A 19,118-nucleotide genomic window follows, 5' to 3' on the forward strand; every position below is an offset into this window, starting at 1 on the left:
GGATTTGTGAAGCAAATCTGCTCTGTCCCCAACTGAATGGAGAAACATCATGGGAAAAGTCACTGGCTTCATGGAGTTTGAGCGCCTCGAAGAGGGCTACAAACCCGTCACCGAGCGCCTGAAGCACTACAAGGAATTTGTGGTGGGTCTGGACGATGCGCAGGCCAACAAGCAGGCCGCGCGCTGCATGGACTGTGGCACGCCGTTTTGCAACAACGGCTGCCCGGTCAACAACATCATTCCGGACTTCAACGACCTGGTTTACACGAACAACTGGAAGGCGGCGATCGACACGCTGCACAGCACCAACAACTTCCCCGAGTTCACCGGCCGCATCTGCCCCGCGCCCTGCGAGGCCGCCTGCACGCTGAACGTGAATGACGACGCCGTGGGCATCAAGTCCATTGAGCACGCCATCATCGACCGCGCCTGGTCCGAAGGCTGGGTCAAGCCCCAACCCGCCAAGCACAAGACCGGCAAGAAGGTGGCCGTGGTCGGTTCGGGCCCCGCCGGCATGGCCGCTGCGCAGCAACTGGCCCGTGCTGGCCACGACGTGACCCTGTTCGAGAAAAACGACCGCATCGGCGGCCTGCTGCGCTACGGCATCCCCGACTTCAAGATGGAAAAGTCCCACATTGACCGCCGTGCCGAACAGCTGGTGGCCGAAGGTGTGACCATCCGCACCAGCGTGCTGGTGGGTGAAATGCCCAAGGGCTCCAAGGTCACCAACTGGGCCAAGGAAACCATTTCTGCCGACCAGCTGAAGAAAGACTTTGACGCGGTGCTGCTCACCGGCGGTTCCGAGCAGTCACGCGACCTGCCCGTGCCCGGCCGTGATCTGGATGGCATCCACTTCGCGATGGAGTTCCTGCCCCAGCAAAACAAGGTCAACGCGGGCGACAAGCTCAAGGGCCAGTTGCGTGCGGACGGCAAGCACGTCATCGTCATCGGCGGTGGCGACACCGGCTCTGATTGCGTGGGCACCAGCAACCGCCACGGTGCGGTCAGCGTGACCCAGTTTGAGGTGATGCCCCAACCACCCGAAGAAGAAAACCGCCCCATGACCTGGCCCTACTGGCCGCTGAAGCTGCGCACCAGCTCCAGCCATGAAGAAGGTTGTGAGCGCGTGTTCTCGATCTCCACCAAGGAATTCATCGGCGAAAAAGGCAAGGTCACCGGCCTGAAGACCGTGCAGGTCGAGTTCAAGGACGGCAAATTGGTCGACGTGCCCGGTACCGAAAAAGTGCTGAAGGCGGACCTGGTGCTGTTAGCCATGGGCTTTGTGAACCCCGTGGCGACCATCCTGGACGTGTTCGGGGTGGACAAGGATGGCCGCGGCAACGCCAAGGCCAGCACCGAGTTCATCGGCGGCTATGCCACCAACGTGCCCAAGGTGTTTGCCGCTGGCGACATGCGCCGCGGACAGAGTCTGGTGGTGTGGGCGATCCGCGAAGGCCGCCAGGCCGCACGCTCGGTCGACGAGTTCCTCATGGGCTTCAGCGACTTGCCCCGTTGATTCCGGGTAATCCCTTATGATTCCAAGGCCGGGGTACTCCCGGCCTTGTTGCTTGTATGGCTGAAAACCCTTCCGATTCCCTTGTTGAACTGCAGGACCTGTCCTTTGGCTACGGCGAACGCCTGATCCTGGACGGTGTGACCCTGTCCATCCCGCGTGGCAAGGTCACGGCCCTCATGGGCGCCTCGGGCGGCGGCAAGACCACGGTGCTGCGCCTCATTGGCGGCCAGCACCAGGCGCAAAAAGGCAAACTGCTATTGCACGGGGCGCAGCAGGGGCAGGACGTGCAAGACATGGGCCTGGCCAATGCGCAGCAGCTCTACACCGCCCGACGCCGCATGGGCATGCTGTTCCAGTTTGGTGCCCTGTTTACCGACCTGAGCGTGTTCGACAACGTGGCCTTCCCGCTGCGCGAGCACACCAACCTGTCTCCCGCGCTGGTGCGCGACATCGTGCTCATGAAGCTCAATGCGGTGGGCCTGCGCGGTGCGCGTGACCTCATGCCCGCCGAGATTTCCGGCGGCATGGCCCGCCGTGTGGCGCTGGCCCGCGCCATTGCGCTGGACCCCGAATTGGTGATGTACGACGAACCCTTTGCCGGACTGGACCCGATTTCGCTGGGAACCGCGGCGCGCCTGATTCGCCAGCTCAACGACACCATGGGCCTCACTAGTGTGATCGTCTCGCACGACCTGGAAGAGACCTTCCATATCGCCGATAAGGTCATCATCTTGGCCAACGGCAAGATTGCTGCCCAGGGAACACCCGATGAGGTGCGCCACAGCACCGACCCGTTGGTGCACCAATTTGTCAACGCGTTGCCCGAAGGGCCGGTGCGTTTCCATTACCCGGCCTCCAGTGTGGATGCCGATTTTTCCGCGGGAGCAGCGCGATGAGCTGGTACCACCCCGCCGATGTGGGCCTGGCGGTCCGCTCCAAGCTGGCGGACCTGGGCTATGGCGCGCGCCTGTTTGGCCGCCTGCTGGCGTCTGTCGGCACGGTGGTGCGGCGCCCGGGCCTGGTGCGCGACCAGATCCATTTCATGGGCAATTACTCGCTGGCCATCATTGCGGTGTCCGGCATCTTCGTGGGCTTCGTGCTGGGTCTGCAGGGCTACTACACCTTGCAACGCTACGGCTCGTCCGAGGCCTTGGGGCTGCTGGTGGCGCTGAGCCTGGTGCGCGAGCTGGGGCCGGTCATCACAGCCCTTCTGTTCGCAGGTCGGGCAGGTACTTCGCTTACCGCCGAAATTGGATTGATGAAAGCCGGCGAGCAGCTCAGCGCCATGGAGATGATGGCCGTGGACCCGGTACAACGCATTTTGGCGCCGCGCTTTTGGGGTGCCGTGATTGCCATGCCACTGCTGGCCGCCGTGTTCAGCGCGGTGGGCATTATTGGCGGCTGGGTCGTGGGTGTTCTGATGATCGGCATTGACGCCGGCTCGTTTTGGAGCCAAATGCAGGGTGGGGTGGATGTGTGGCTGGACGTCGGCAACGGCGTGCTCAAGAGCGCGGTGTTCGGTTTTGCCGTGAGCTTTATTGCGCTGCTGCAGGGCTATGAAGCCCAGCCCACGCCTGAGGGCGTGGCCCATGCCACCACACGCACCGTGGTGGTGGCGTCGTTGACCGTGTTGGGTCTGGACTTTGTCCTGACCGCCATGATGTTCAGTATTTAGGGGATTGCAAATGCAACGTTCTGGCAAAGATGTGTGGGTGGGTTTGTTTGTGCTGCTGGGCGCGGCCGCTCTACTGTTTCTGGCCTTGCAATCGGCCAACCTGCTGTCGCTGAACTTCGAGCGTGGCTACGCGGTCAGTGCCAAGTTCGACAACATCGGTGGCTTGAAACCCAAAGCCGCGGTCAAGAGCGCCGGCGTCGTTGTGGGGCGGGTGGATTCCATCAGCTTTGACGACAAGAGCTTTCAGGCCAAAGTGGTGCTGTCCATGGACAAACGCTTTGCCTTCCCCAAAGACAGTTCGCTCAAAATCCTGACCAGCGGCCTGCTCGGCGAGCAGTACATCGGCATTGAAGCCGGTGCGGATTCGGCCAATTTGGCGGCAGGTGACAGCATTGGCACCACCCAGTCTGCTGTTGTGTTGGAAAACCTGATCAGCCAGTTCCTGTACAGCAAGGCAGCGGATGGCCCCTCGTCGGAGAAGGCAGCCAAATGACCCCGGGTCTTTCCTTCCGGAATATCCGTTTGCGGGACGGCCTGCGCCGTTTGGCGCTGTGGTCGGTGCTGGGTAGCGTGGTGTTGCTGCAGGCCTGCGCCACAGTGGCGAACCCGGACGCGCGCGACCCCATCGAATCGTTCAACCGCGGCGTGTTTGGCTTCAACGATGTGGTGGACAAGGCCGTGCTGAAGCCGGTAGCGACTGTGTACCGCGGCGTGGTGCCGGAGGTGGTGCGCAAGGGCGTGGGCAACTTTTTTGGCAATCTGGAAGACTTCTGGTCCGCCATTAACAACGGCCTGCAGCTGCGCGGCCGAGACATGGGCGACAACCTGGGCCGTTTCATGGTGAACACCACCATTGGGCTGGGTGGCGTGATGGACGTGGCCAGCGACCTCAATATCGAACGCCATCCCGGCAACTTTGGTGTCACGCTGGGGCGCTGGGGCGTGCGGCCCGGGCCCTATGTGGTGCTGCCCCTGTTGGGTTCGTACACCCTGCGTGAAGTGGTGGCCATTCCAGTTGACCAGCAGGGCAACCTGGTGTCGCAAATTCCAGATGAAGGTACGCGCACCGGGCTGACTGTCCTGAACGCTGTGGATACCCGCGCCAAGTATCTGCGGGCGGGTGATGTGGTGGAAGGCGCGGCGTTGGACCGCTACAGCTTTACACGCGACGCATATTTCCAGCGCCAGCGTAACCAACAATACGACGGTAACCCGCCAGAAGAAGATGGCACCGAGCCTTAAGGGGCTGTTCTGCCATGCCGATACAAAAGGGGCAGCGGGGTAGATAATCTCGCTACAGGAGTGAACCCAACCATGTGGAACAAGCGACGTGTATTGACAGCCATAGCCGGGTCTTTGGTGGCCGGCAGCTTGGCCTGGGCGCCTCTGGCCCACGCCGAAGACGAAGCACCGGACGCCCTGATCAAACGCCTGTCAGTGGATGTGCTGGACACCATCAAGGGTGACAAGGCCATTCGCGCGGGCGATATGGCCAAGGTGGTGGCGCTGGTGGACAGCCGCATCATGCCCAATGTGAACTTCCAGCGCATGACGGCCTCGGCCGTCGGCCCCGGCTGGCGCCAGGCCACGCCCGAGCAGCAAAAACGCCTGCAAGACGAATTCAAGACCCTGCTGGTGCGCACCTATGCGGGTGCGCTGGCCCAGGTCAGCGACCAGACGATTGCCATGAAGCCTCTGCGCGCTGCGCCCGAGGACAAAGAGGTGATTGTGCGTACCGAGGTCAAGGGACATGGCGATGCGATCCAGCTGGACTACCGCATGGAAAAAACACCCGGCGTGGGTGCGGGCTGGAAGATTTACAACCTGAATGTGCTGGGTGTGTGGCTGGTGGAAACCTACCGCAGCCAGTTCGCACAGCAGATCAACGCCAAGGGCGTGGACGGCCTGATTGACGCACTGGCTGAACAAAACAAGGCTAACGCTGCCAAGAAAGGCTGATGTGCTCAACCTGCCCGCCACCCTGACGCAAGAGGTTGCCCAGACTTGTCTGGCCGAGTTGCGCTCGGGGCTGGGGCAGGAGCCGGAGCGCATCGTGGTCAATGGGGCGTCGTTGCAGCGCTTTGACTCCTCGGCGCTGGCCGTGTTGCTGGAGCTGCGCCGCGAGTGCGCACGCGTGGGCAAGCAGTTTGCCGTGCAGGGCCTGCCGGCGCGCTTGCGCGATCTGGCCACTTTGTACGGGATTGACGGCTTGCTGGCCGGTTCCTGAGCCCCTCGGCGTAAAATCGCGGGCTCACATGCCTGCTATCTCATTCCAATCCGTCTCCAAAGCCTACCCCTCACCCCGAGGGCCCCAAGGCACCACCTTCCAAGCACTGGACCACGTCAGCCTCAATATCGAAGAGGGTGAGTTTTTCGGTTTGCTGGGCCCCAATGGCGCCGGAAAAACCACGATGATCAGCATCCTGGCAGGCCTGACACGTGCCAGCAGCGGTCGGGTCACCGTGCTGGGCAGCGATGTGCAGACCGACTATGCCGAGGCCCGCCGCAAGCTCGGCGTGGTGCCGCAGGAGCTGGTGTTTGACCCCTTTTTCAATGTGCGCGAAATGCTGCGCATCCAGTCCGGCTACTTTGGCGTGAAGAACAACGATGCCTGGGTGGATGAACTGCTTGAAGGCCTGGGCCTGACCGACAAGGCCAACGCCAATATGCGCCAGCTCTCGGGCGGTATGAAGCGCCGCGTGCTGGTGGCGCAGGCGCTGGTGCACAAGCCCCCAGTTATCGTACTGGACGAACCCACCGCCGGTGTGGACGTGGAGTTGCGCCAAACCCTGTGGCAGTTTGTGGCCAACCTGAACAAACAGGGCAGCACTGTACTGTTGACCACCCATTACCTGGAAGAGGCCGAGGCCTTGTGCGGACGCATTGCCATGCTCAAGACCGGCCGCATTGTGGCGCTGGACAAGACCAGCGACTTGCTCAAGGCCGCCAGTAGCAACGTGCTGCGCTTCAAAACCAACGATGCCTTGCCGATTGAACTGGCAGCGCGGGCCCGTATCACCGGTCGCATCGTGCAACTGCCGGCGCACAACGCGCTGGAGATTGAACAATACCTGGCTGCCGTGCGCCAGGCCGGTGTCACGGTGGAAGACGTAGAGATCCGCAAGGCGGATCTGGAAGACGTATTTTTGGACGTCATGGGTGCCACGGAAGAGGTGGGCGCATGAACGGCTGGCAAACCCTGTTGTACAAGGAAACGTTGCGTTTCTGGAAGGTGGGCTTCCAAACCGTGGCCGCGCCCGTGCTTACGGCTCTGCTGTACCTGATGATCTTTGGCCATGCGCTGGGCGACCACGTGAAGGTCTACGACACCATCAGCTACACCGCATTTCTGGTGCCCGGCCTGGTGATGATGAGCGTGCTGCAAAACGCGTTCGCCAATAGCTCGTCCTCGCTGATCCAGAGCAAGATCATGGGCAACCTGGTGTTTTTGCTGCTCACGCCGCTGTCGCACTGGAACTGGTTCTTTGCCTACGTGGGCTCCAGCATCGCGCGGGGCCTGGTGGTGGGAGCCGGTGTCTTCGTCGTCACGATCTTCTTCACACCCATCCATTTTGTGGCGCCGCTGTGGATAGTGATATTCGCCATACTCGGCGCTGCTCTGTTGGGAACCCTAGGTCTCATTGCTGGCCTGTGGGCCGAGAAGTTTGACCAGCTCGCCGCCTTCCAGAACTTCGTGATCATGCCGATGACGTTTTTGAGCGGCGTGTTCTATTCCATCGATTCCCTGCCCGCGTTCTGGCGTGGGGTGAGCCACCTCAATCCGTTTTTCTACATGATTGACGGATTTCGCTACGGCTTTTTTGGCCAGAGCGATGTTTCGCACTGGCTGAGCCTGGGCGTAGTCGGTGGTGCCCTGCTCTTCGTGAGCACCCTTGCCGTGTACCTGCTGCGCACTGGCTACAAAATCCGCCACTGATTTTTTATGACCGCTGACCAACTCCAAGCCCTTATCACTGCAGGCCTGTCCTGCGAGCAATGCCAGCTCGAAGGCGATGGCCGCCACTGGTACGCCACCATTGTGTCGAGCGCCTTTGAGGGCAAGCGCCTGATCCAGCGCCACCAGCAGGTCTACGCCACATTGGGCAGCCGCATGCACACTGACGAAGTGCACGCCCTGTCGATGAAAACCTATACGCCTGCCGAATGGGCAGCGCAATCCGCTTAAAAGATTTCTTATGGACAAACTCCTGATTCGTGGTGGCCGCCAACTCCGTGGCGACGTGCTGATTTCTGGCGCCAAAAACGCCGCCTTGCCCGAGCTGTGTGCCACCTTGCTCACCCCTGAGCCGGTGACCTTGTTGAACGTGCCGCGTCTGCAAGACGTGTCCACCATGCTCAAGCTGATCCGCAACATGGGCGTGCAGATTGAGCAGCAGGCCGATGGTTCGGTAATCGCCAACGCTGGCAGCTTGACCAACCCTGAAGCCCCGTACGAGCTGGTGAAAACCATGCGCGCCTCGGTGCTGGCACTGGGCCCCTTGCTGGCGCGCTTTGGCGAAGCCACGGTGTCTTTGCCCGGTGGCTGCGCCATCGGCTCGCGCCCCGTCGACCAGCATTTGAAAGGCCTGACGGCGATGGGCGCCGAGATCGTGGTCGAGCACGGCTACATGATCGCCAAGCTGCCCAAGGGCCGCACCCGCCTGAAGGGCGCGCGCATTGCGACCGACATGGTGACCGTGACCGGCACCGAAAACTTCCTGATGGCTGCCAGCCTGGCCGAAGGCGAAACCATTCTGGAAAACGCCGCGCAAGAGCCCGAGATTCCGGATCTGGCCGAAATGCTCATCAAGATGGGCGCCAAGATCGAAGGCCACGGCACCAGCCGCATCCGCATTCAGGGTGTGGAAAAACTGCATGGTTGCACCCACCAGGTGGTGGCAGATCGCATCGAGACCGGCACCTTTTTGTGCGCCGTGGCGGCCACAGGGGGCGATGTCATCTTGAAGCACGGCCGTGCTGACCATCTGGATGCGGTGATCGACAAGTTGCGCGATGCGGGCGTGACCGTAACTGCGATGGACGGCGGCATCCGCGTGCAAGCGCAGGGCCCCGCCTTCCAGCACCTGAAGGCGCAGAGCTTCCGCACGACCGAGTACCCCGGTTTTCCCACCGACATGCAGGCCCAGTTCATGGCGCTCAACGCCATTTCGCAGGGTGCGAGCAAGGTGACTGAGACGATTTTCGAAAACCGCTTCATGCACGTGAACGAGCTGGTGCGCTTGGGCGCGCACATCCAGATCGACGGCAAGGTGTCGGTGATCGAGGGCGTGGAAAAACTGTCGGGCGCCACCGTGATGGCGACCGACCTGCGCGCCTCCGCCAGTCTGGTGATTGCAGGCTTGGTGGCCGATGGAGAAACCGTGGTGGACCGCATTTACCACCTGGACCGCGGTTACGACCAGATGGAAGCCAAGCTGCGTGGCATTGGTGCAGACATTGAAAGAATCAAGTGACCGAAATGATCACCCTGGCCCTGTCCAAAGGCCGCATCTTTGAAGAAACCCTGCCGCTCTTGAAGGCCGCGGGCATCGAGGTGCTGGACGACCCCGAGAAATCGCGCAAGCTGATTTTGGCCACCAACCAGCCGCATGTGCGCTTGCTGGTGGTGCGCGCCACCGACGTGCCCACCTATGTGCAGTATGGCGGGGCCGACCTCGGCATCACCGGCAAAGACACGTTGTTGGAGCATGGCAGCCAGGGCCTGTACCAGCCGCTGGACCTGCAGATTGCCAAGTGCCGTATCAGCGTGGCCGTGCGCGCCGACTTTGACTATGCGTCGGCGGTCAAGCAGGGCTCGCGCCTCAAGGTGGCGACTAAGTACGTGGCGATTGCCCGTGAATTCTTCGCCAGCAAGGGCGTGCACGTGGACCTGATCAAACTCTACGGCAGCATGGAACTGGCGCCCTTGGTGGGCCTGGCCGATGCGATCGTCGATCTGGTCTCCACCGGCAACACGCTCAAGGCCAACCACCTGGTGGAAGTGGAACGCATCATGGACATCAGCTCGCGCCTGGTGGTGAACCAGGCGGCGCTCAAGCTCAAACAAGACCCCATCCGCAAGATCATCGACGCCTTTGCCGGCGCGGTGGGCAAGTAACCTTTTTCTCCATTTGCTATGACTTTTGTAGCTGCTCCCGCACTGTTGACGACGGCTGACGACCAGTTTGATGCCCAATTCAAGGCACGCCTGCACTGGTCTGCCGATACCGATGCGGCCATTGAGCAGCGCGTGGCCGACATCTTGACGGACGTGCAGCAGCGGGGCGATGCGGCCGTGCTGGAGTACACCGCCCGCTTTGACGGCCTGAGCGTGCCCACCATGCAGGCTCTGGAGCTGACGCAGTCTGAACTCAAGGCCGCGTTTGACAGCATTCCCGCTGCGCAGCGCGAAGCGCTGGAAGCCGCCGCCAAGCGCGTGCGCAGCTACCACGAAGCACAGAAAAAAGCCTCCGGAGAAAGCTGGAGCTACCGCGACGAAGACGGCACGCTGCTGGGCCAAAAGGTCACGCCGCTGGACCGCGTGGGCATCTACGTGCCTGGCGGCAAGGCAGCCTATCCCTCGTCCGTATTGATGAACGCCATCCCCGCTCACGTGGCCGGCGTGAGCGAGATCATCATGGTCGTGCCCACACCCAAGGGCGAGAAAAATGCCCTCGTGCTGGCCGCCGCCTATGTAGCCGGTGTCACGCGCGCCTTCACCATCGGTGGTGCGCAGGCCGTGGCCGCGCTGGCCTATGGCACAGAGAGCATTCCCGCCGTGCACAAGATCACCGGCCCCGGCAACGCCTATGTGGCCGCTGCCAAGCGCCGCGTGTTTGGCACCGTGGGTATCGACATGATTGCCGGCCCCAGCGAGATTTTGGTGCTGGCCGACGGCAGCACCCCGCCCGACTGGGTGGCCATGGACCTGTTCAGCCAGGCCGAGCACGACGAGCTGGCGCAAAGCATCCTGCTGTGCCCTGATGCGGCGTACATCGCCCAGGTGCAGGCCAGCATCAACCGCCTGCTGAACGCGATGCCGCGCGCAGAGATCATCGCCAAGAGCCTGACGGGCCGCGGCGCGCTGATTCACACGCGCAGCATGGAAGAGGCCTGCGAGATCAGCAACCGCATTGCGCCCGAGCACTTGGAGGTGTCCAGCAATGACCCGCACAAGTGGGAACCCTTGCTCAAGCACGCGGGCGCCATATTTTTGGGCGCCTATACGTCCGAGAGCCTTGGCGACTACTGCGCCGGCCCCAACCACGTGCTGCCCACCAGTGGCACGGCACGTTTCAGCAGCCCGCTGGGTGTCTACGATTTCCAGAAGCGCAGCAGCCTGATTGAGGTGAGCGAGCAGGGGGCGCAGACATTGGGGCAGATTGCTTCGGTGCTGGCGCATGGCGAAGGCCTGCAAGCCCACGCGCGTGCGGCGGAAATGCGATTGAAGTAAGAATGCGTGCAGACGGACGACTAAATCCCATGCACATCCATTCACCCCGCACTTTTCTGCAACAGGCTGCCACGGCCCTGGCCCTCTCGGTGGGCTGCCTGGCCAGCGTCCACGCCATGACCATCCGCGAGATGCGAGCCCTGGAGAAGACTGAAAAACAAGGCGCCACCTACACCGACTACTACCTGGTCGGTGTCATGGAGGGCGCCATCGAGGCCCACACACAGGACGTGCGCAACGGCGCCAAGCCCAGCATCTGCTTGAACGGCCGTCGGCTTGAACCCAGCATGGCCAAGAACCTGTACACCACCGAGCTCAAGCGCAATGTCGACCTCTACGAGGCCGACATGCCGGTGCAGCTGGTGGTGACCAATGCGCTAACCACGGTCTATCCCTGCTAACGCAGGGCCAGCATCAGTAGTTGTAGCGCACGCCCAAGGTCGTTGCGCTCACGCGCTCGGTCTTGCCGGGGTACTTCACGTAATGCTCGTCGTACTGCAGCACGCCCGACCAATTGCCAGTGAAGCGGTATTCGGCGCCCAGCCCGTAGGACCAGTCGAAGCCACGTTCGCTGCCCGTTTGAACGCCAGAGGCTGCGCTGGCGGACACGTCCGTGCGGCTGTAGGTGGTACCCAGTTTGCCCAGCAGATTGAAGTTGGGGTTGACTGGCAGGCGTCCGATCAGACTCAGGTTGATGCCATCCACTTTGGTGGTGCCACCGGAGCGGTTGATCGAGCCGAAGTCGTTGTAGCCCACTTCAAAACCGTAGTTCTGGTTGTTGAAGTAGTTGCCCAGGTACACGCTGTACGCGTTGGATTGGTTGCTGCCACCCCAAGTGCCAAAGCCGGTAATCGGGCGCGACAGGTCGGCCGTGCCAGCGTTCAAGCCAAAGTAGCTAGACCCCGGCACCCGCATATTGTTCATGCTCAGCCCAGAGCCGGAGTTGGAGGCGTCCGTGGACGACGCATTGTTCTGCGCCAAGGCCAGGCCGCAGGTGGCCAGGGTGCTAACTCCGAGCAACAGGCTTGCTGCGCGGCGCAATGACGAGGATTTCAGGCTTCCGAACGAGGGTCGGCGCGATGGGGCAAGGGGTTGGCGTGTGTGCATGGTGAAAGATTCCTAGTAAGAGGGTGAAACACCGTTTGACTGTGAATTTTTCTTCGCTCACCCTCTGTGCGCTGTCGTGCATAGTGCGTTGGGGAAGGTAAGCATTTGCAACACGCAATGTCGACTACATCGCTACATTTCCTGGTCGCACAACGCGGTGCGCCCAATCACCACGCCCTTGCCCAATAAGGCGCCGGGCGCCAGGACTGCGTTCGCGCCAATGCGTGCATGGTCACCCACCAGCGCTCCAAACTTCTGTGCGCCAGTGCGGTGCAGTGCGGCGCCCAGTCGCACCACAATCTCTTTGTCAGGCCGCTCATTGCGGTAGTTGCAGATGATGCTGCCCGCCTCCAGATTCACGTCTGCGCCCAGGATGCTGTCGCCCACGAAGTTGAAGTGCGCCAGCTTGGTACCACTGAACACAAACGACGACTTGAGCTCCGTGCCCGGGCCAAAACTGCAGTCCGCGGCGGCCCAGTTGCCGCCGCGCAAGTAGGCGCCGGCCGCCACGAAACAGCTGGGGCCCAGCAGCAACGGCCCTTTGAGCGTGGCACCAGTCTCGATAACCACGCTGCGGTGCACGGCCACATCGTCGGTTACTAGGTAGTCGCGCAGGTCAGTTTGGTCGAGCAAGGTGCGGACGATGGCCGCTGCGTTGGTGGTGATCTCCCAGGGTGGGAGGTGCATCCAGCTCTGCAAAGGAGACGCTCCGATGGATTCGACAAAGCTGGCGATCTCTACGGGGACGGTCATAGACACTTTGCGTGCGTAGGCAAATCGTCCTCTAGCCCTCGTGGAATATGCGCAACCTGCTCCCATAAAGATAGCGTTTCATGCTGCATGCAACTTCCTCTCCCTTTGTGTCAGTCCACTAGAGCGGTGCGTGCGACGCGTCGATCGAATAGTCCGGCCCAGTACTATTTACACGAAATTCGTGCAACACGAAATTCGTGTAAACTGACGGCCATATGAAAAACGTCACCATCACCGTCGAAGACGCCACGCTGGAGTGGGTGCGGATCGAGGCGGCCCGGCGCAATACCAGCGTGTCGCGTCTGGTGGGGGAGATGCTCACCGACAAGATGCAGCACGACGATGCCTACGCCCGCGCCCAGCGCGATTGGGTGGCGGACACCTCGTCGTTCAGCTCCGGCGGCAAGGCGTACCCGCAGCGGGAGGTTCTGAATGGCTAGCCCGCTCGACACCTCTGGCGCCATTGTTTTTGTCGATACGAATGTGCTGTTGGCCGCGGACGACGCGTTTGATGCCACCCGCCAGGCCCGTGTCCGCGACTGGCTGCAGGCGCTGTGGCAGCGGCGTGCCGGGCGGGTCAGCACCCAGGTGCTGAACGCCTATTACGTGAGCGCCACGCAGCACTTCGCCATGCCCCAGGGTGACGCGCGCGCCAAGCTGCGCCGCTACCAGCTCTGGCAGCCCTGGCAGATTGACCACCAGACCGTGGAAACCGCCTGGGGCGTGGAGGCTCGCTTTGGCCTGTCCTACTGGGATGCGCTCATCGTGGCGGCCGCGGCGCAAAGCGGCTCCACCCACGTGCTCTCGCTGGACCTGCAGCACGGCCAGCAGATCGATGGCGTCACCATCCTCAGCCCCCTGCAAGCCACGCCCGCCGATGTGGCGCTGGCCGCCGACTAGTTTTTTAGCTCTGAAAGTCCCCGCATGACTGCTACCGCTTCCACTGACAGCACCGTGAATGCGCTCATCCAGCGCCGCATCCGCCAGGACGTGCAGTCCATGCACGCCTATAACGTTCAGGACTCCAAAGGCATGGTCAAGCTCGACGCCATGGAGAACCCGCACCGCCTGCCCGCCGAGCTGCAAGAGGCGTTGGGCCGCCGCCTGGGCGCACTGGCGCTGAACCGCTACCCCGATGGCCGTGTGAACGACCTGCGCCAGGCGCTGGCCGCCTATGCGGGCATGCCCGAGGGCTTCGACATCATGCTGGGCAATGGTTCGGACGAGTTGATCTCGCTCTTGGCCATGGCCTGCGATGTGCCCGTGGCGCCCGGTCAGCCCAAGCCCGCCATTTTGGCGCCCACGCCCGGTTTTGTGATGTACGCTATGAGCGCGCAGCTGCAGGGGCTGGACTTTGTGGGCGTGCCGCTGACGGCCGACTTTGCGCTGGACGTGCCGGCCATGGTGCAGGCCATCGAGGCCCACCAGCCTGCCATCGTCTACCTGGCCTACCCCAACAACCCCACGGCCAACCTGTGGGCCGAGGCCGACATGGCGCGCGTGGTGGCCGCGGCCCAGGCGGCGGGCAGCATTGTGGCGATTGACGAGGCCTACCAGCCGTTTTCCAGCCGCACCTACCTCGACGTGATCCGCGCCAACCCCACCGCCAACGCCCACGTGCTGCTGATGCGCACCCTGAGCAAGTTTGGCCTGGCCGGCGTGCGCATTGGCTACATGGTGGGCCCGCAGGCGCTCATCGCCCAGGTGGATAAAGTGCGCCCGCCCTACAACATCAGTGTGCTGAACTACGAGTGCGCGCTGTTTGCGCTGGAGAACCAAGAGGCTTTTGCGGCGCAAGCCCGCGAAATCTGTGCGCAGCGCGCTACGCTTTTAGGAGCATTGCGGGCGTTGCCGGGGGTTAAGGCCTGGAACAGCGACGCCAATATGGTGCTGGTTCGCATCGCGGGTGAAGGGGATTCGGCACAAAAAGTGTTCGATGGCCTCAAGGCGCGCGGTGTTCTGGTCAAGAACGTTTCTAAAATGCACCCATTGCTGGCCCAATGTTTGCGGCTCACCGTTGGCACCGCCACCGAGAACGCGCAGCTGTTGCAGGCTCTGCAGGAATCCCTATGACTACCAACTACCCATTGACCGAAGTGCCCCAGACCTACGCGCCCCGCATTGCCGAGGTATCGCGCAACACGGCCGAGACCAAGATCAAGGTCCGCGTCAACCTGGACGGCACCGGCGTCAGCCGCCTGTCCACCGGCATTGGCTTCTTTGACCACATGCTGGACCAGATCGCCCGCCACGGCATGATCGACCTGGACATCGAGGCCGACGGCGACTTGCACATCGACGGTCACCACACCGTGGAAGACGTGGGCATCACGCTGGGCCAGGCCTTTCACCAGGCCATTGGCGACAAGAAGGGCATCCGCCGCTACGGCCACGCCTATGTGCCGTTGGACGAGGCGCTCTCCCGCGTGGTGATCGACTTCTCGGGCCGTCCCGGGCTGGAGCTGAACGTGCCGTTCAAGAGCGGCATGATCGGCGCGTTTGACACGCAGCTGACCCACGAGTTTTTCCAGGGCTTTGTGAACCACGCCTTCGTGACCCTGCACATCGACAACCTCAAGGGCGAAAACGCCCATCACCAGGCTGAGACGGTGTTCAAGGCCTTTGCCCGCGCGCTGCGCGCCGCCATCGAGTTCGACCCGCGCGCCCTGGGCGTGATTCCTTCCACCAAGGGTTCGCTGTAATGAAAAAAGTGGCGGTGGTGGACTACGGCATGGGCAACCTGCGTTCGGTCACCCAGGCGGTGATGCACGTGGCGGCCGATGCCGGGGTCGAAGTGGTCTGGGCCCGCACCCCGCAAGAGGTGATGGATGCCGAACGCGTGGTGCTGCCGGGCCAGGGCGCCATGCGCGACTGCATGCGCGAGCTGCACGACTCCGGCATGTTCGACGCCGTGATGCACGCGGCGGCGAACAAACCGCTCATGGGCGTGTGCGTGGGCATGCAGATGCTGCTGGACCACAGCGATGAGCTGAACACCGCCAGCCTGGGCCTGATTCCGGGCAAGGTGGTGAAATTCGAGCTGGCCGGGCAGATTCAGCCCGATGGTAGCCGCTACAAGGTGCCGCAAATGGGCTGGAACCAGGTCTGGCAGACCCGCCATGCCGGCGCGCCCAAGCACCCGGTGTGGGGCGAGGTGCCCGATGGCAGCTACTTCTACTTTGTACACAGTTACTACGCCCAACCGTCTGATGCGCGCCACAGCGTAGGTGAGACGGACTATGGCCAACGCTTCTCAGCGGTGATTGCACGCGATAATATTTTCGCAACCCAGTTTCACCCTGAAAAAAGCGCTGAGCATGGCTTGGCCCTCTACCGTAACTTCCTGCACTGGAATCCTTGAATCTTTATCCTTGCCGCATTTCTGCATCTGGCAACGCGACTCTCCTTTCCCTCCAACCCTGAAGCACCATGCTTTTAATTCCTGCGATTGACCTCAAAGACGGCCACTGTGTACGCCTCAAACAAGGCGATATGGACCAATCCACCACGTTTGGCGAGGACCCCGCGGTCATGGCCCGCAGCTGGGTGGACAAAGGGGCACGGCGTCTGCACCTGGTCGATCTGAATGGTGCCTTTGCCGGCCATCCCAAAAACGAGATGGCGATCCGCAAGATCCTCAAGGAAGTGGGCAACGAGATCGACGTGCAACTGGGCGGCGGTATCCGCGACCTGGACACGATCGAACGCTACCTGGACGCCGGCTTGCGTTACGTCATCATTGGCACCGCCGCGGTCAAGAACCCAGGCTTTCTGCAAGACGCCTGCACCGCGTTTGGCGGCCACATCATCGTGGGCCTGGACGCACGCGACGGCAAAGTGGCCACCGACGGCTGGAGCAAGCTCACCCGCCACGACGTGGTGGACCTGGGCAAGAAATTTGAAGACTACGGCGTCGAAGGCATCATCTACACCGACATCGGCCGTGATGGCATGCTGTCCGGCATCAACATCGATGCCACCGTCAAGCTGGCCCAGGCCCTGACCATCCCCGTGATTGCGTCGGGCGGCTTGTCCAACATGGCCGACATTGAAGCCCTGTGCGCCGTGGAAGACGAAGGCGTGGAGGGCGTGATCTGCGGCCGCGCCATCTACAGCGGCGACCTGGACTTTGCTGCTGCACAGACCCGCGCCGACGAATTGAACGGCTGATGCTCGCTAAACGCATCATTCCTTGCCTGGACGTGACCGGCGGTCGCGTCGTGAAGGGTGTCAATTTCGTAGAGCTGCGCGACGCCGGTGACCCCGTCGAAATCGCGGCCCGCTACAACGACCAGGGCGCCGACGAACTCACGTTTTTGGACATCACTGCCACCAGCGATGGGCGCGACCTGATCCTGCACATCATCGAAGCCGTGGCCAGCCAGGTCTTCATCCCGCTGACTGTGGGGGGGGGGGTGCGTGTGGTGGAAGACGTGCGCCGTCTGCTCAACGCGGGGGCCGACAAGATCAGCTTTAACTCGGCCGCGCTGTCCAACCCGCAAGTCATTGAAGACGCCTCCCTGAAATACGGCTCCCAGGCCATCGTCGTGGCCATTGACGCCAAACGCCGCTCTGCGGAAGACGCTGCCACCCGCGGTGCCGGCTGGGATGTGTACAGCCATGGTGGCCGCAAAAACACCGGCCTGGACGCCGTGGCCTGGGCCACCGAGATGGCGCGCCGCGGGGCTGGCGAAATCCTGCTCACCAGCATGGACCGCGACGGCACCAAGAGCGGCTTTGACCTGGCGCTGACCCGCGCCGTGGCCGACGCGATCAGCGTGCCCGTCATTGCCTCGGGCGGTGTCGGCAATCTGGACCACCTGGCCGATGGCGTGCAGCAGGGCGGGGCTGATGCGGTGCTGGCCGCCAGCATCTTCCACTACGGTGAGTACACCGTAGGCCAGGCCAAGGCCCGCATGGCCGAACGCGGCATCCCCGTGCGGATTTAAGCGTTTTAGGCCTCTAGCCCCCGTAAACGCTGCGCGAGCAGCTATAAATTGGATAGCACATGGAACCCACCCCCACACCGCCTGTGAGCTGGCTCAAACACATCCGCTGGGATTCCAAGGGCTTGGTGCCCGTGATTGCGCAGGAGCAGGGCACGAACGACGTGCTGATGTTCGCCTGGATGAACCGCGAGGCCTTGCAAAAGACCGTGGAGCTGGGCCGGGCCGTGTACTTCAGCCGCACGCGCGACAAGCTTTGGTACAAGGGCGAAGAGTCCGGCCACGTGCAAACCGTGCACGAAATCCGCATGGACTGCGACAACGACGTGATCCTGCTCAAGGTGACCCAACTGGGCCATGAGCCCGGCATCGCCTGCCACACCGGCCGCCACAGCTGTTTTTTCAGCGTGTTGGAGAATGGTGAATGGAAATCTGTCGATCCGGTCTTGAAAGACCCTGAATCCATCTACAAATAGCGTTATGCCCTCCACTTCGACTTCGCAGGACTCCCTGGCCGCCCTGGCCGCCGTGATTGAAAGCCGCAAGTTGGCCAATGGTGGCGACCCGGATGCCAGCTACGTGTCCCGCCTGCTGCACAAGGGGCCCGACGCCTTTTTGAAGAAAATTGGTGAAGAAGCCACCGAGGTGGTCATGGCCGCCAAGGACGCAGACCACGGCGGCGACGCCAGCAAGATCGTCTACGAAGTGGCCGACCTGTGGTTCCATTGCATGGTGGCGCTGTCGCACTATGGTCTGTCGCCGGCCGATGTGATTGCCGAGCTGGAGCGCCGTGTGGGCACCAGCGGCCTGGAAGAAAAAGCCCTGCGCAAAGTCATTGCGCGTGAGGCGGAGCCCAAAGCTGAACCCTGAACCAGGAGTGCGCATGAGCCAGAACTTCACCACCCCCAATGACGCGGCCAGCCTGCAAAAGCTGCAGTCGCTCAACACCGTGGGCACCATCAGCTATGTGTTGCACCTGATTGTGGCCATCAGCGCCTTCATTCCCGGCGGCCAGTTCGGGGTGGCTCTCCTGCTGGCGGCGCTGATTCTGGACATGGTCAAGCGCGATGATGCAGCCGGCACCTGGCACGCCTCGCATTTCCGCTGGCGCATCCGCTCGGTGTTGATTGCGGGGCTGCTGTACCTCGTCACCACACCCCTGTGGCTCCTGCTCATCATCCCCGGCTACATCGCCTGGGGGCTGGTTTCGCTGTGGTTCCTCTATCGCATCATCAGCGGCTTCATCGCCATGAACAAGGGACAGGAGATTGGTGCATGAGTGAGCACACGCCAGGGCACGACGCCAACTGCATTTTCTGCAAGATCATCGCCAAACAGATCCCGTCCAAAACGGTCTACGAGGACGAGCAGGTCTACGCTTTCCACGACATCAACCCCTGGGCGCCGGTGCATTTCTTGCTGGTGCCCAAAGCCCACATTGCCAGCATGGCGCATGTGGGGCCCGAACATGCCGCACTGATGGGGCATATGATGGCCTTGGTACCCAAGCTGGCCTTGCAGGAGGGTTGCAATCCCTACCCGGATGGCGGCTACCGCCTGGTGACCAACACCGGCGCGGAAGGGGGGCAGGAGGTGCACCACCTGCACTTCCATGTCATGGGCGGTCCGCGTCCCTGGCTGCGCGGCTGATCGCGTTCACACGCGGCG

General features: G+C 62.2%; 27 protein-coding genes. 25 read left to right on the forward strand and 2 right to left on the reverse strand.

The genetic code is table 11. From position 1 onward, the window contains the following. Positions 1 to 49 precede the first annotated feature (49 nt). The 14 genes from AC097R_RS06520 (at position 50) to AC097R_RS06585 (ending at position 11,045) form a co-directional block, all read left to right on the forward strand. A complete protein-coding gene (locus AC097R_RS06520; protein WP_479596853.1) occupies positions 50 to 1,516 on the forward strand; it encodes a glutamate synthase subunit beta in 1,467 nt (488 codons plus the stop codon). A gap of 56 nt (positions 1,517 to 1,572) precedes the next feature. Then, entirely contained in the window at positions 1,573 to 2,412 is an 840-nt protein-coding gene (locus tag AC097R_RS06525) for an ABC transporter ATP-binding protein (protein ID WP_479596857.1), read from the forward strand. Beyond that, on the forward strand, positions 2,409 to 3,191 hold the full coding sequence (mlaE, locus tag AC097R_RS06530) for a lipid asymmetry maintenance ABC transporter permease subunit MlaE (RefSeq protein ID WP_479596859.1): 783 nt from the start codon (positions 2,409 to 2,411) through the stop codon (positions 3,189 to 3,191). Before AC097R_RS06525 ends, mlaE begins: the two co-directional genes overlap by 4 nt. Before the next feature lie 10 nt (positions 3,192 to 3,201). Continuing rightward, positions 3,202 to 3,684: an outer membrane lipid asymmetry maintenance protein MlaD gene (gene mlaD, locus AC097R_RS06535; RefSeq protein ID WP_310339943.1), complete on the forward strand. Its 483-nt coding sequence runs from the start codon at positions 3,202 to 3,204 to the stop codon at positions 3,682 to 3,684. Further along, the gene (locus tag AC097R_RS06540) at positions 3,681 to 4,433 is read left to right on the forward strand and encodes an MlaA family lipoprotein (protein WP_479596864.1); all 753 of its coding nucleotides are present in this window, start codon (positions 3,681 to 3,683) and stop codon (positions 4,431 to 4,433) included. The genes mlaD and AC097R_RS06540 overlap by 4 nt, the downstream gene beginning before the upstream one ends. Positions 4,434 to 4,505: 72 nt before the next feature. Continuing rightward, positions 4,506 to 5,150, forward strand: coding sequence for an MlaC/ttg2D family ABC transporter substrate-binding protein (locus tag AC097R_RS06545; RefSeq protein WP_479596867.1), 645 nt, complete (start codon positions 4,506 to 4,508; stop codon positions 5,148 to 5,150). A gap of 1 nt (position 5,151) precedes the next feature. Further along, the gene (locus AC097R_RS06550; RefSeq protein ID WP_479596869.1) at positions 5,152 to 5,418 is read left to right on the forward strand and encodes an STAS domain-containing protein; all 267 of its coding nucleotides are present in this window, start codon (positions 5,152 to 5,154) and stop codon (positions 5,416 to 5,418) included. A gap of 28 nt (positions 5,419 to 5,446) precedes the next feature. Further along, positions 5,447 to 6,376: an ABC transporter ATP-binding protein gene (locus AC097R_RS06555; RefSeq protein WP_479596871.1), complete on the forward strand. Its 930-nt coding sequence runs from the start codon at positions 5,447 to 5,449 to the stop codon at positions 6,374 to 6,376. Then, positions 6,373 to 7,128 carry an ABC transporter permease gene (locus AC097R_RS06560; RefSeq protein WP_479596873.1) on the forward strand — a complete coding sequence of 252 codons (756 nt, stop codon included), beginning with the start codon at positions 6,373 to 6,375 and terminating at the stop codon, positions 7,126 to 7,128. Before AC097R_RS06555 ends, AC097R_RS06560 begins: the two co-directional genes overlap by 4 nt. A gap of 6 nt (positions 7,129 to 7,134) precedes the next feature. Next, positions 7,135 to 7,377, forward strand: coding sequence for a BolA family protein (locus AC097R_RS06565; protein ID WP_479596875.1), 243 nt, complete (start codon positions 7,135 to 7,137; stop codon positions 7,375 to 7,377). A 10-nt stretch (positions 7,378 to 7,387) separates the two neighbouring features. Beyond that, complete coding sequence (gene murA / locus AC097R_RS06570; protein ID WP_479596877.1) at positions 7,388 to 8,665, forward strand: UDP-N-acetylglucosamine 1-carboxyvinyltransferase; 1,278 nt, start codon at positions 7,388 to 7,390, stop codon at positions 8,663 to 8,665. 5 nt (positions 8,666 to 8,670) lie between these two features. Next, entirely contained in the window at positions 8,671 to 9,309 is a 639-nt protein-coding gene (gene hisG, locus AC097R_RS06575) for an ATP phosphoribosyltransferase (RefSeq protein ID WP_479596879.1), read from the forward strand. An 18-nt stretch (positions 9,310 to 9,327) separates the two neighbouring features. After that, positions 9,328 to 10,644, forward strand: coding sequence for a histidinol dehydrogenase (gene hisD, locus AC097R_RS06580; protein ID WP_479596881.1), 1,317 nt, complete (start codon positions 9,328 to 9,330; stop codon positions 10,642 to 10,644). A 29-nt stretch (positions 10,645 to 10,673) separates the two neighbouring features. Then, positions 10,674 to 11,045, forward strand: coding sequence for a hypothetical protein (locus AC097R_RS06585; protein WP_479596883.1), 372 nt, complete (start codon positions 10,674 to 10,676; stop codon positions 11,043 to 11,045). Between the two features lie 13 nt (positions 11,046 to 11,058). Here the strand turns inward: AC097R_RS06585 and AC097R_RS06590 are convergent, their stop codons facing one another. Continuing rightward, positions 11,059 to 11,751: an outer membrane beta-barrel protein gene (locus tag AC097R_RS06590; RefSeq protein WP_479596885.1), complete on the reverse strand. Its 693-nt coding sequence runs from the start codon at positions 11,749 to 11,751 to the stop codon at positions 11,059 to 11,061. Positions 11,752 to 11,883: 132 nt separating this feature from the next. Further along, positions 11,884 to 12,504 carry an LbetaH domain-containing protein gene (locus AC097R_RS06595; RefSeq protein ID WP_479596887.1) on the reverse strand — a complete coding sequence of 207 codons (621 nt, stop codon included), beginning with the start codon at positions 12,502 to 12,504 and terminating at the stop codon, positions 11,884 to 11,886. 215 nt (positions 12,505 to 12,719) lie between these two features. Between AC097R_RS06595 and AC097R_RS06600 the strand changes: the two genes are divergently transcribed. The 11 genes from AC097R_RS06600 (at position 12,720) to AC097R_RS06650 (ending at position 19,100) form a co-directional block, all read left to right on the forward strand. Further along, positions 12,720 to 12,944 carry a CopG family transcriptional regulator gene (locus AC097R_RS06600; protein ID WP_315480798.1) on the forward strand — a complete coding sequence of 75 codons (225 nt, stop codon included), beginning with the start codon at positions 12,720 to 12,722 and terminating at the stop codon, positions 12,942 to 12,944. After that, entirely contained in the window at positions 12,937 to 13,404 is a 468-nt protein-coding gene (locus AC097R_RS06605; protein WP_479596889.1) for a PIN domain-containing protein, read from the forward strand. Before AC097R_RS06600 ends, AC097R_RS06605 begins: the two co-directional genes overlap by 8 nt. Positions 13,405 to 13,428: 24 nt before the next feature. Beyond that, positions 13,429 to 14,577 carry a histidinol-phosphate transaminase gene (gene hisC, locus AC097R_RS06610; RefSeq protein ID WP_479596891.1) on the forward strand — a complete coding sequence of 383 codons (1,149 nt, stop codon included), beginning with the start codon at positions 13,429 to 13,431 and terminating at the stop codon, positions 14,575 to 14,577. After that, positions 14,574 to 15,206, forward strand: coding sequence for an imidazoleglycerol-phosphate dehydratase HisB (hisB, locus tag AC097R_RS06615; protein WP_315495379.1), 633 nt, complete (start codon positions 14,574 to 14,576; stop codon positions 15,204 to 15,206). The genes hisC and hisB overlap by 4 nt, the downstream gene beginning before the upstream one ends. After that, positions 15,206 to 15,865, forward strand: coding sequence for an imidazole glycerol phosphate synthase subunit HisH (gene hisH / locus AC097R_RS06620; RefSeq protein ID WP_479596893.1), 660 nt, complete (start codon positions 15,206 to 15,208; stop codon positions 15,863 to 15,865). The genes hisB and hisH overlap by 1 nt, the downstream gene beginning before the upstream one ends. 68 nt (positions 15,866 to 15,933) lie before the next feature. Further along, a complete protein-coding gene (hisA, locus tag AC097R_RS06625) occupies positions 15,934 to 16,674 on the forward strand; it encodes a 1-(5-phosphoribosyl)-5-[(5-phosphoribosylamino)methylideneamino]imidazole-4-carboxamide isomerase (protein WP_310339907.1) in 741 nt (246 codons plus the stop codon). Next, positions 16,674 to 17,453 carry an imidazole glycerol phosphate synthase subunit HisF gene (gene hisF, locus AC097R_RS06630; RefSeq protein ID WP_479596895.1) on the forward strand — a complete coding sequence of 260 codons (780 nt, stop codon included), beginning with the start codon at positions 16,674 to 16,676 and terminating at the stop codon, positions 17,451 to 17,453. Before hisA ends, hisF begins: the two co-directional genes overlap by 1 nt. A 59-nt stretch (positions 17,454 to 17,512) precedes the next feature. Next, positions 17,513 to 17,926: a phosphoribosyl-AMP cyclohydrolase gene (hisI, locus tag AC097R_RS06635; protein WP_201740886.1), complete on the forward strand. Its 414-nt coding sequence runs from the start codon at positions 17,513 to 17,515 to the stop codon at positions 17,924 to 17,926. Positions 17,927 to 17,930: 4 nt separating this feature from the next. Next, positions 17,931 to 18,320, forward strand: coding sequence for a phosphoribosyl-ATP diphosphatase (locus tag AC097R_RS06640; RefSeq protein ID WP_479596897.1), 390 nt, complete (start codon positions 17,931 to 17,933; stop codon positions 18,318 to 18,320). A gap of 13 nt (positions 18,321 to 18,333) precedes the next feature. After that, on the forward strand, positions 18,334 to 18,729 hold the full coding sequence (locus AC097R_RS06645) for a DUF4870 family protein (RefSeq protein ID WP_479596899.1): 396 nt from the start codon (positions 18,334 to 18,336) through the stop codon (positions 18,727 to 18,729). Next, a complete protein-coding gene (locus AC097R_RS06650) occupies positions 18,726 to 19,100 on the forward strand; it encodes a histidine triad nucleotide-binding protein (protein ID WP_479596901.1) in 375 nt (124 codons plus the stop codon). Before AC097R_RS06645 ends, AC097R_RS06650 begins: the two co-directional genes overlap by 4 nt. Positions 19,101 to 19,118 lie beyond the last annotated feature (18 nt).

This window comes from Rhodoferax sp. ZS1R25 (assembly GCF_056521335.1).

Excerpts from the sequence above, each read along its gene's own strand:
- AC097R_RS06605 (WP_479596889.1), top strand. The coding sequence starts at position 12,937 with ATGGCTAGCCCGCTCGACACCTCTGGCGCCATTGTTTTTGTCGATACG.
- AC097R_RS06595 (WP_479596887.1), bottom strand. The coding sequence starts at position 12,504 with ATGACCGTCCCCGTAGAGATCGCCAGCTTTGTCGAATCCATCGGAGCG.
- hisI (WP_201740886.1), top strand. The coding sequence starts at position 17,513 with ATGGAACCCACCCCCACACCGCCTGTGAGCTGGCTCAAACACATCCGC.
- AC097R_RS06520 (WP_479596853.1), top strand. The coding sequence starts at position 50 with ATGGGAAAAGTCACTGGCTTCATGGAGTTTGAGCGCCTCGAAGAGGGC.
- AC097R_RS06645 (WP_479596899.1), top strand. The coding sequence starts at position 18,334 with ATGAGCCAGAACTTCACCACCCCCAATGACGCGGCCAGCCTGCAAAAG.
- hisG (WP_479596879.1), top strand. The coding sequence starts at position 8,671 with ATGATCACCCTGGCCCTGTCCAAAGGCCGCATCTTTGAAGAAACCCTG.
- AC097R_RS06590 (WP_479596885.1), bottom strand. The coding sequence starts at position 11,751 with ATGCACACACGCCAACCCCTTGCCCCATCGCGCCGACCCTCGTTCGGA.
- mlaD (WP_310339943.1), top strand. The coding sequence starts at position 3,202 with ATGCAACGTTCTGGCAAAGATGTGTGGGTGGGTTTGTTTGTGCTGCTG.
- hisB (WP_315495379.1), top strand. The coding sequence starts at position 14,574 with ATGACTACCAACTACCCATTGACCGAAGTGCCCCAGACCTACGCGCCC.
- hisH (WP_479596893.1), top strand. The coding sequence starts at position 15,206 with ATGAAAAAAGTGGCGGTGGTGGACTACGGCATGGGCAACCTGCGTTCG.
- AC097R_RS06560 (WP_479596873.1), top strand. The coding sequence starts at position 6,373 with ATGAACGGCTGGCAAACCCTGTTGTACAAGGAAACGTTGCGTTTCTGG.
- AC097R_RS06600 (WP_315480798.1), top strand. The coding sequence starts at position 12,720 with ATGAAAAACGTCACCATCACCGTCGAAGACGCCACGCTGGAGTGGGTG.
- hisA (WP_310339907.1), top strand. The coding sequence starts at position 15,934 with ATGCTTTTAATTCCTGCGATTGACCTCAAAGACGGCCACTGTGTACGC.
- murA (WP_479596877.1), top strand. The coding sequence starts at position 7,388 with ATGGACAAACTCCTGATTCGTGGTGGCCGCCAACTCCGTGGCGACGTG.
- AC097R_RS06565 (WP_479596875.1), top strand. The coding sequence starts at position 7,135 with ATGACCGCTGACCAACTCCAAGCCCTTATCACTGCAGGCCTGTCCTGC.
- hisF (WP_479596895.1), top strand. The coding sequence starts at position 16,674 with ATGCTCGCTAAACGCATCATTCCTTGCCTGGACGTGACCGGCGGTCGC.
- AC097R_RS06640 (WP_479596897.1), top strand. The coding sequence starts at position 17,931 with ATGCCCTCCACTTCGACTTCGCAGGACTCCCTGGCCGCCCTGGCCGCC.
- AC097R_RS06555 (WP_479596871.1), top strand. The coding sequence starts at position 5,447 with ATGCCTGCTATCTCATTCCAATCCGTCTCCAAAGCCTACCCCTCACCC.
- AC097R_RS06540 (WP_479596864.1), top strand. The coding sequence starts at position 3,681 with ATGACCCCGGGTCTTTCCTTCCGGAATATCCGTTTGCGGGACGGCCTG.
- AC097R_RS06525 (WP_479596857.1), top strand. The coding sequence starts at position 1,573 with ATGGCTGAAAACCCTTCCGATTCCCTTGTTGAACTGCAGGACCTGTCC.
- hisD (WP_479596881.1), top strand. The coding sequence starts at position 9,328 with ATGACTTTTGTAGCTGCTCCCGCACTGTTGACGACGGCTGACGACCAG.
- hisC (WP_479596891.1), top strand. The coding sequence starts at position 13,429 with ATGACTGCTACCGCTTCCACTGACAGCACCGTGAATGCGCTCATCCAG.
- mlaE (WP_479596859.1), top strand. The coding sequence starts at position 2,409 with ATGAGCTGGTACCACCCCGCCGATGTGGGCCTGGCGGTCCGCTCCAAG.
- AC097R_RS06585 (WP_479596883.1), top strand. The coding sequence starts at position 10,674 with ATGCACATCCATTCACCCCGCACTTTTCTGCAACAGGCTGCCACGGCC.
- AC097R_RS06545 (WP_479596867.1), top strand. The coding sequence starts at position 4,506 with ATGTGGAACAAGCGACGTGTATTGACAGCCATAGCCGGGTCTTTGGTG.
- AC097R_RS06650 (WP_479596901.1), top strand. The coding sequence starts at position 18,726 with ATGAGTGAGCACACGCCAGGGCACGACGCCAACTGCATTTTCTGCAAG.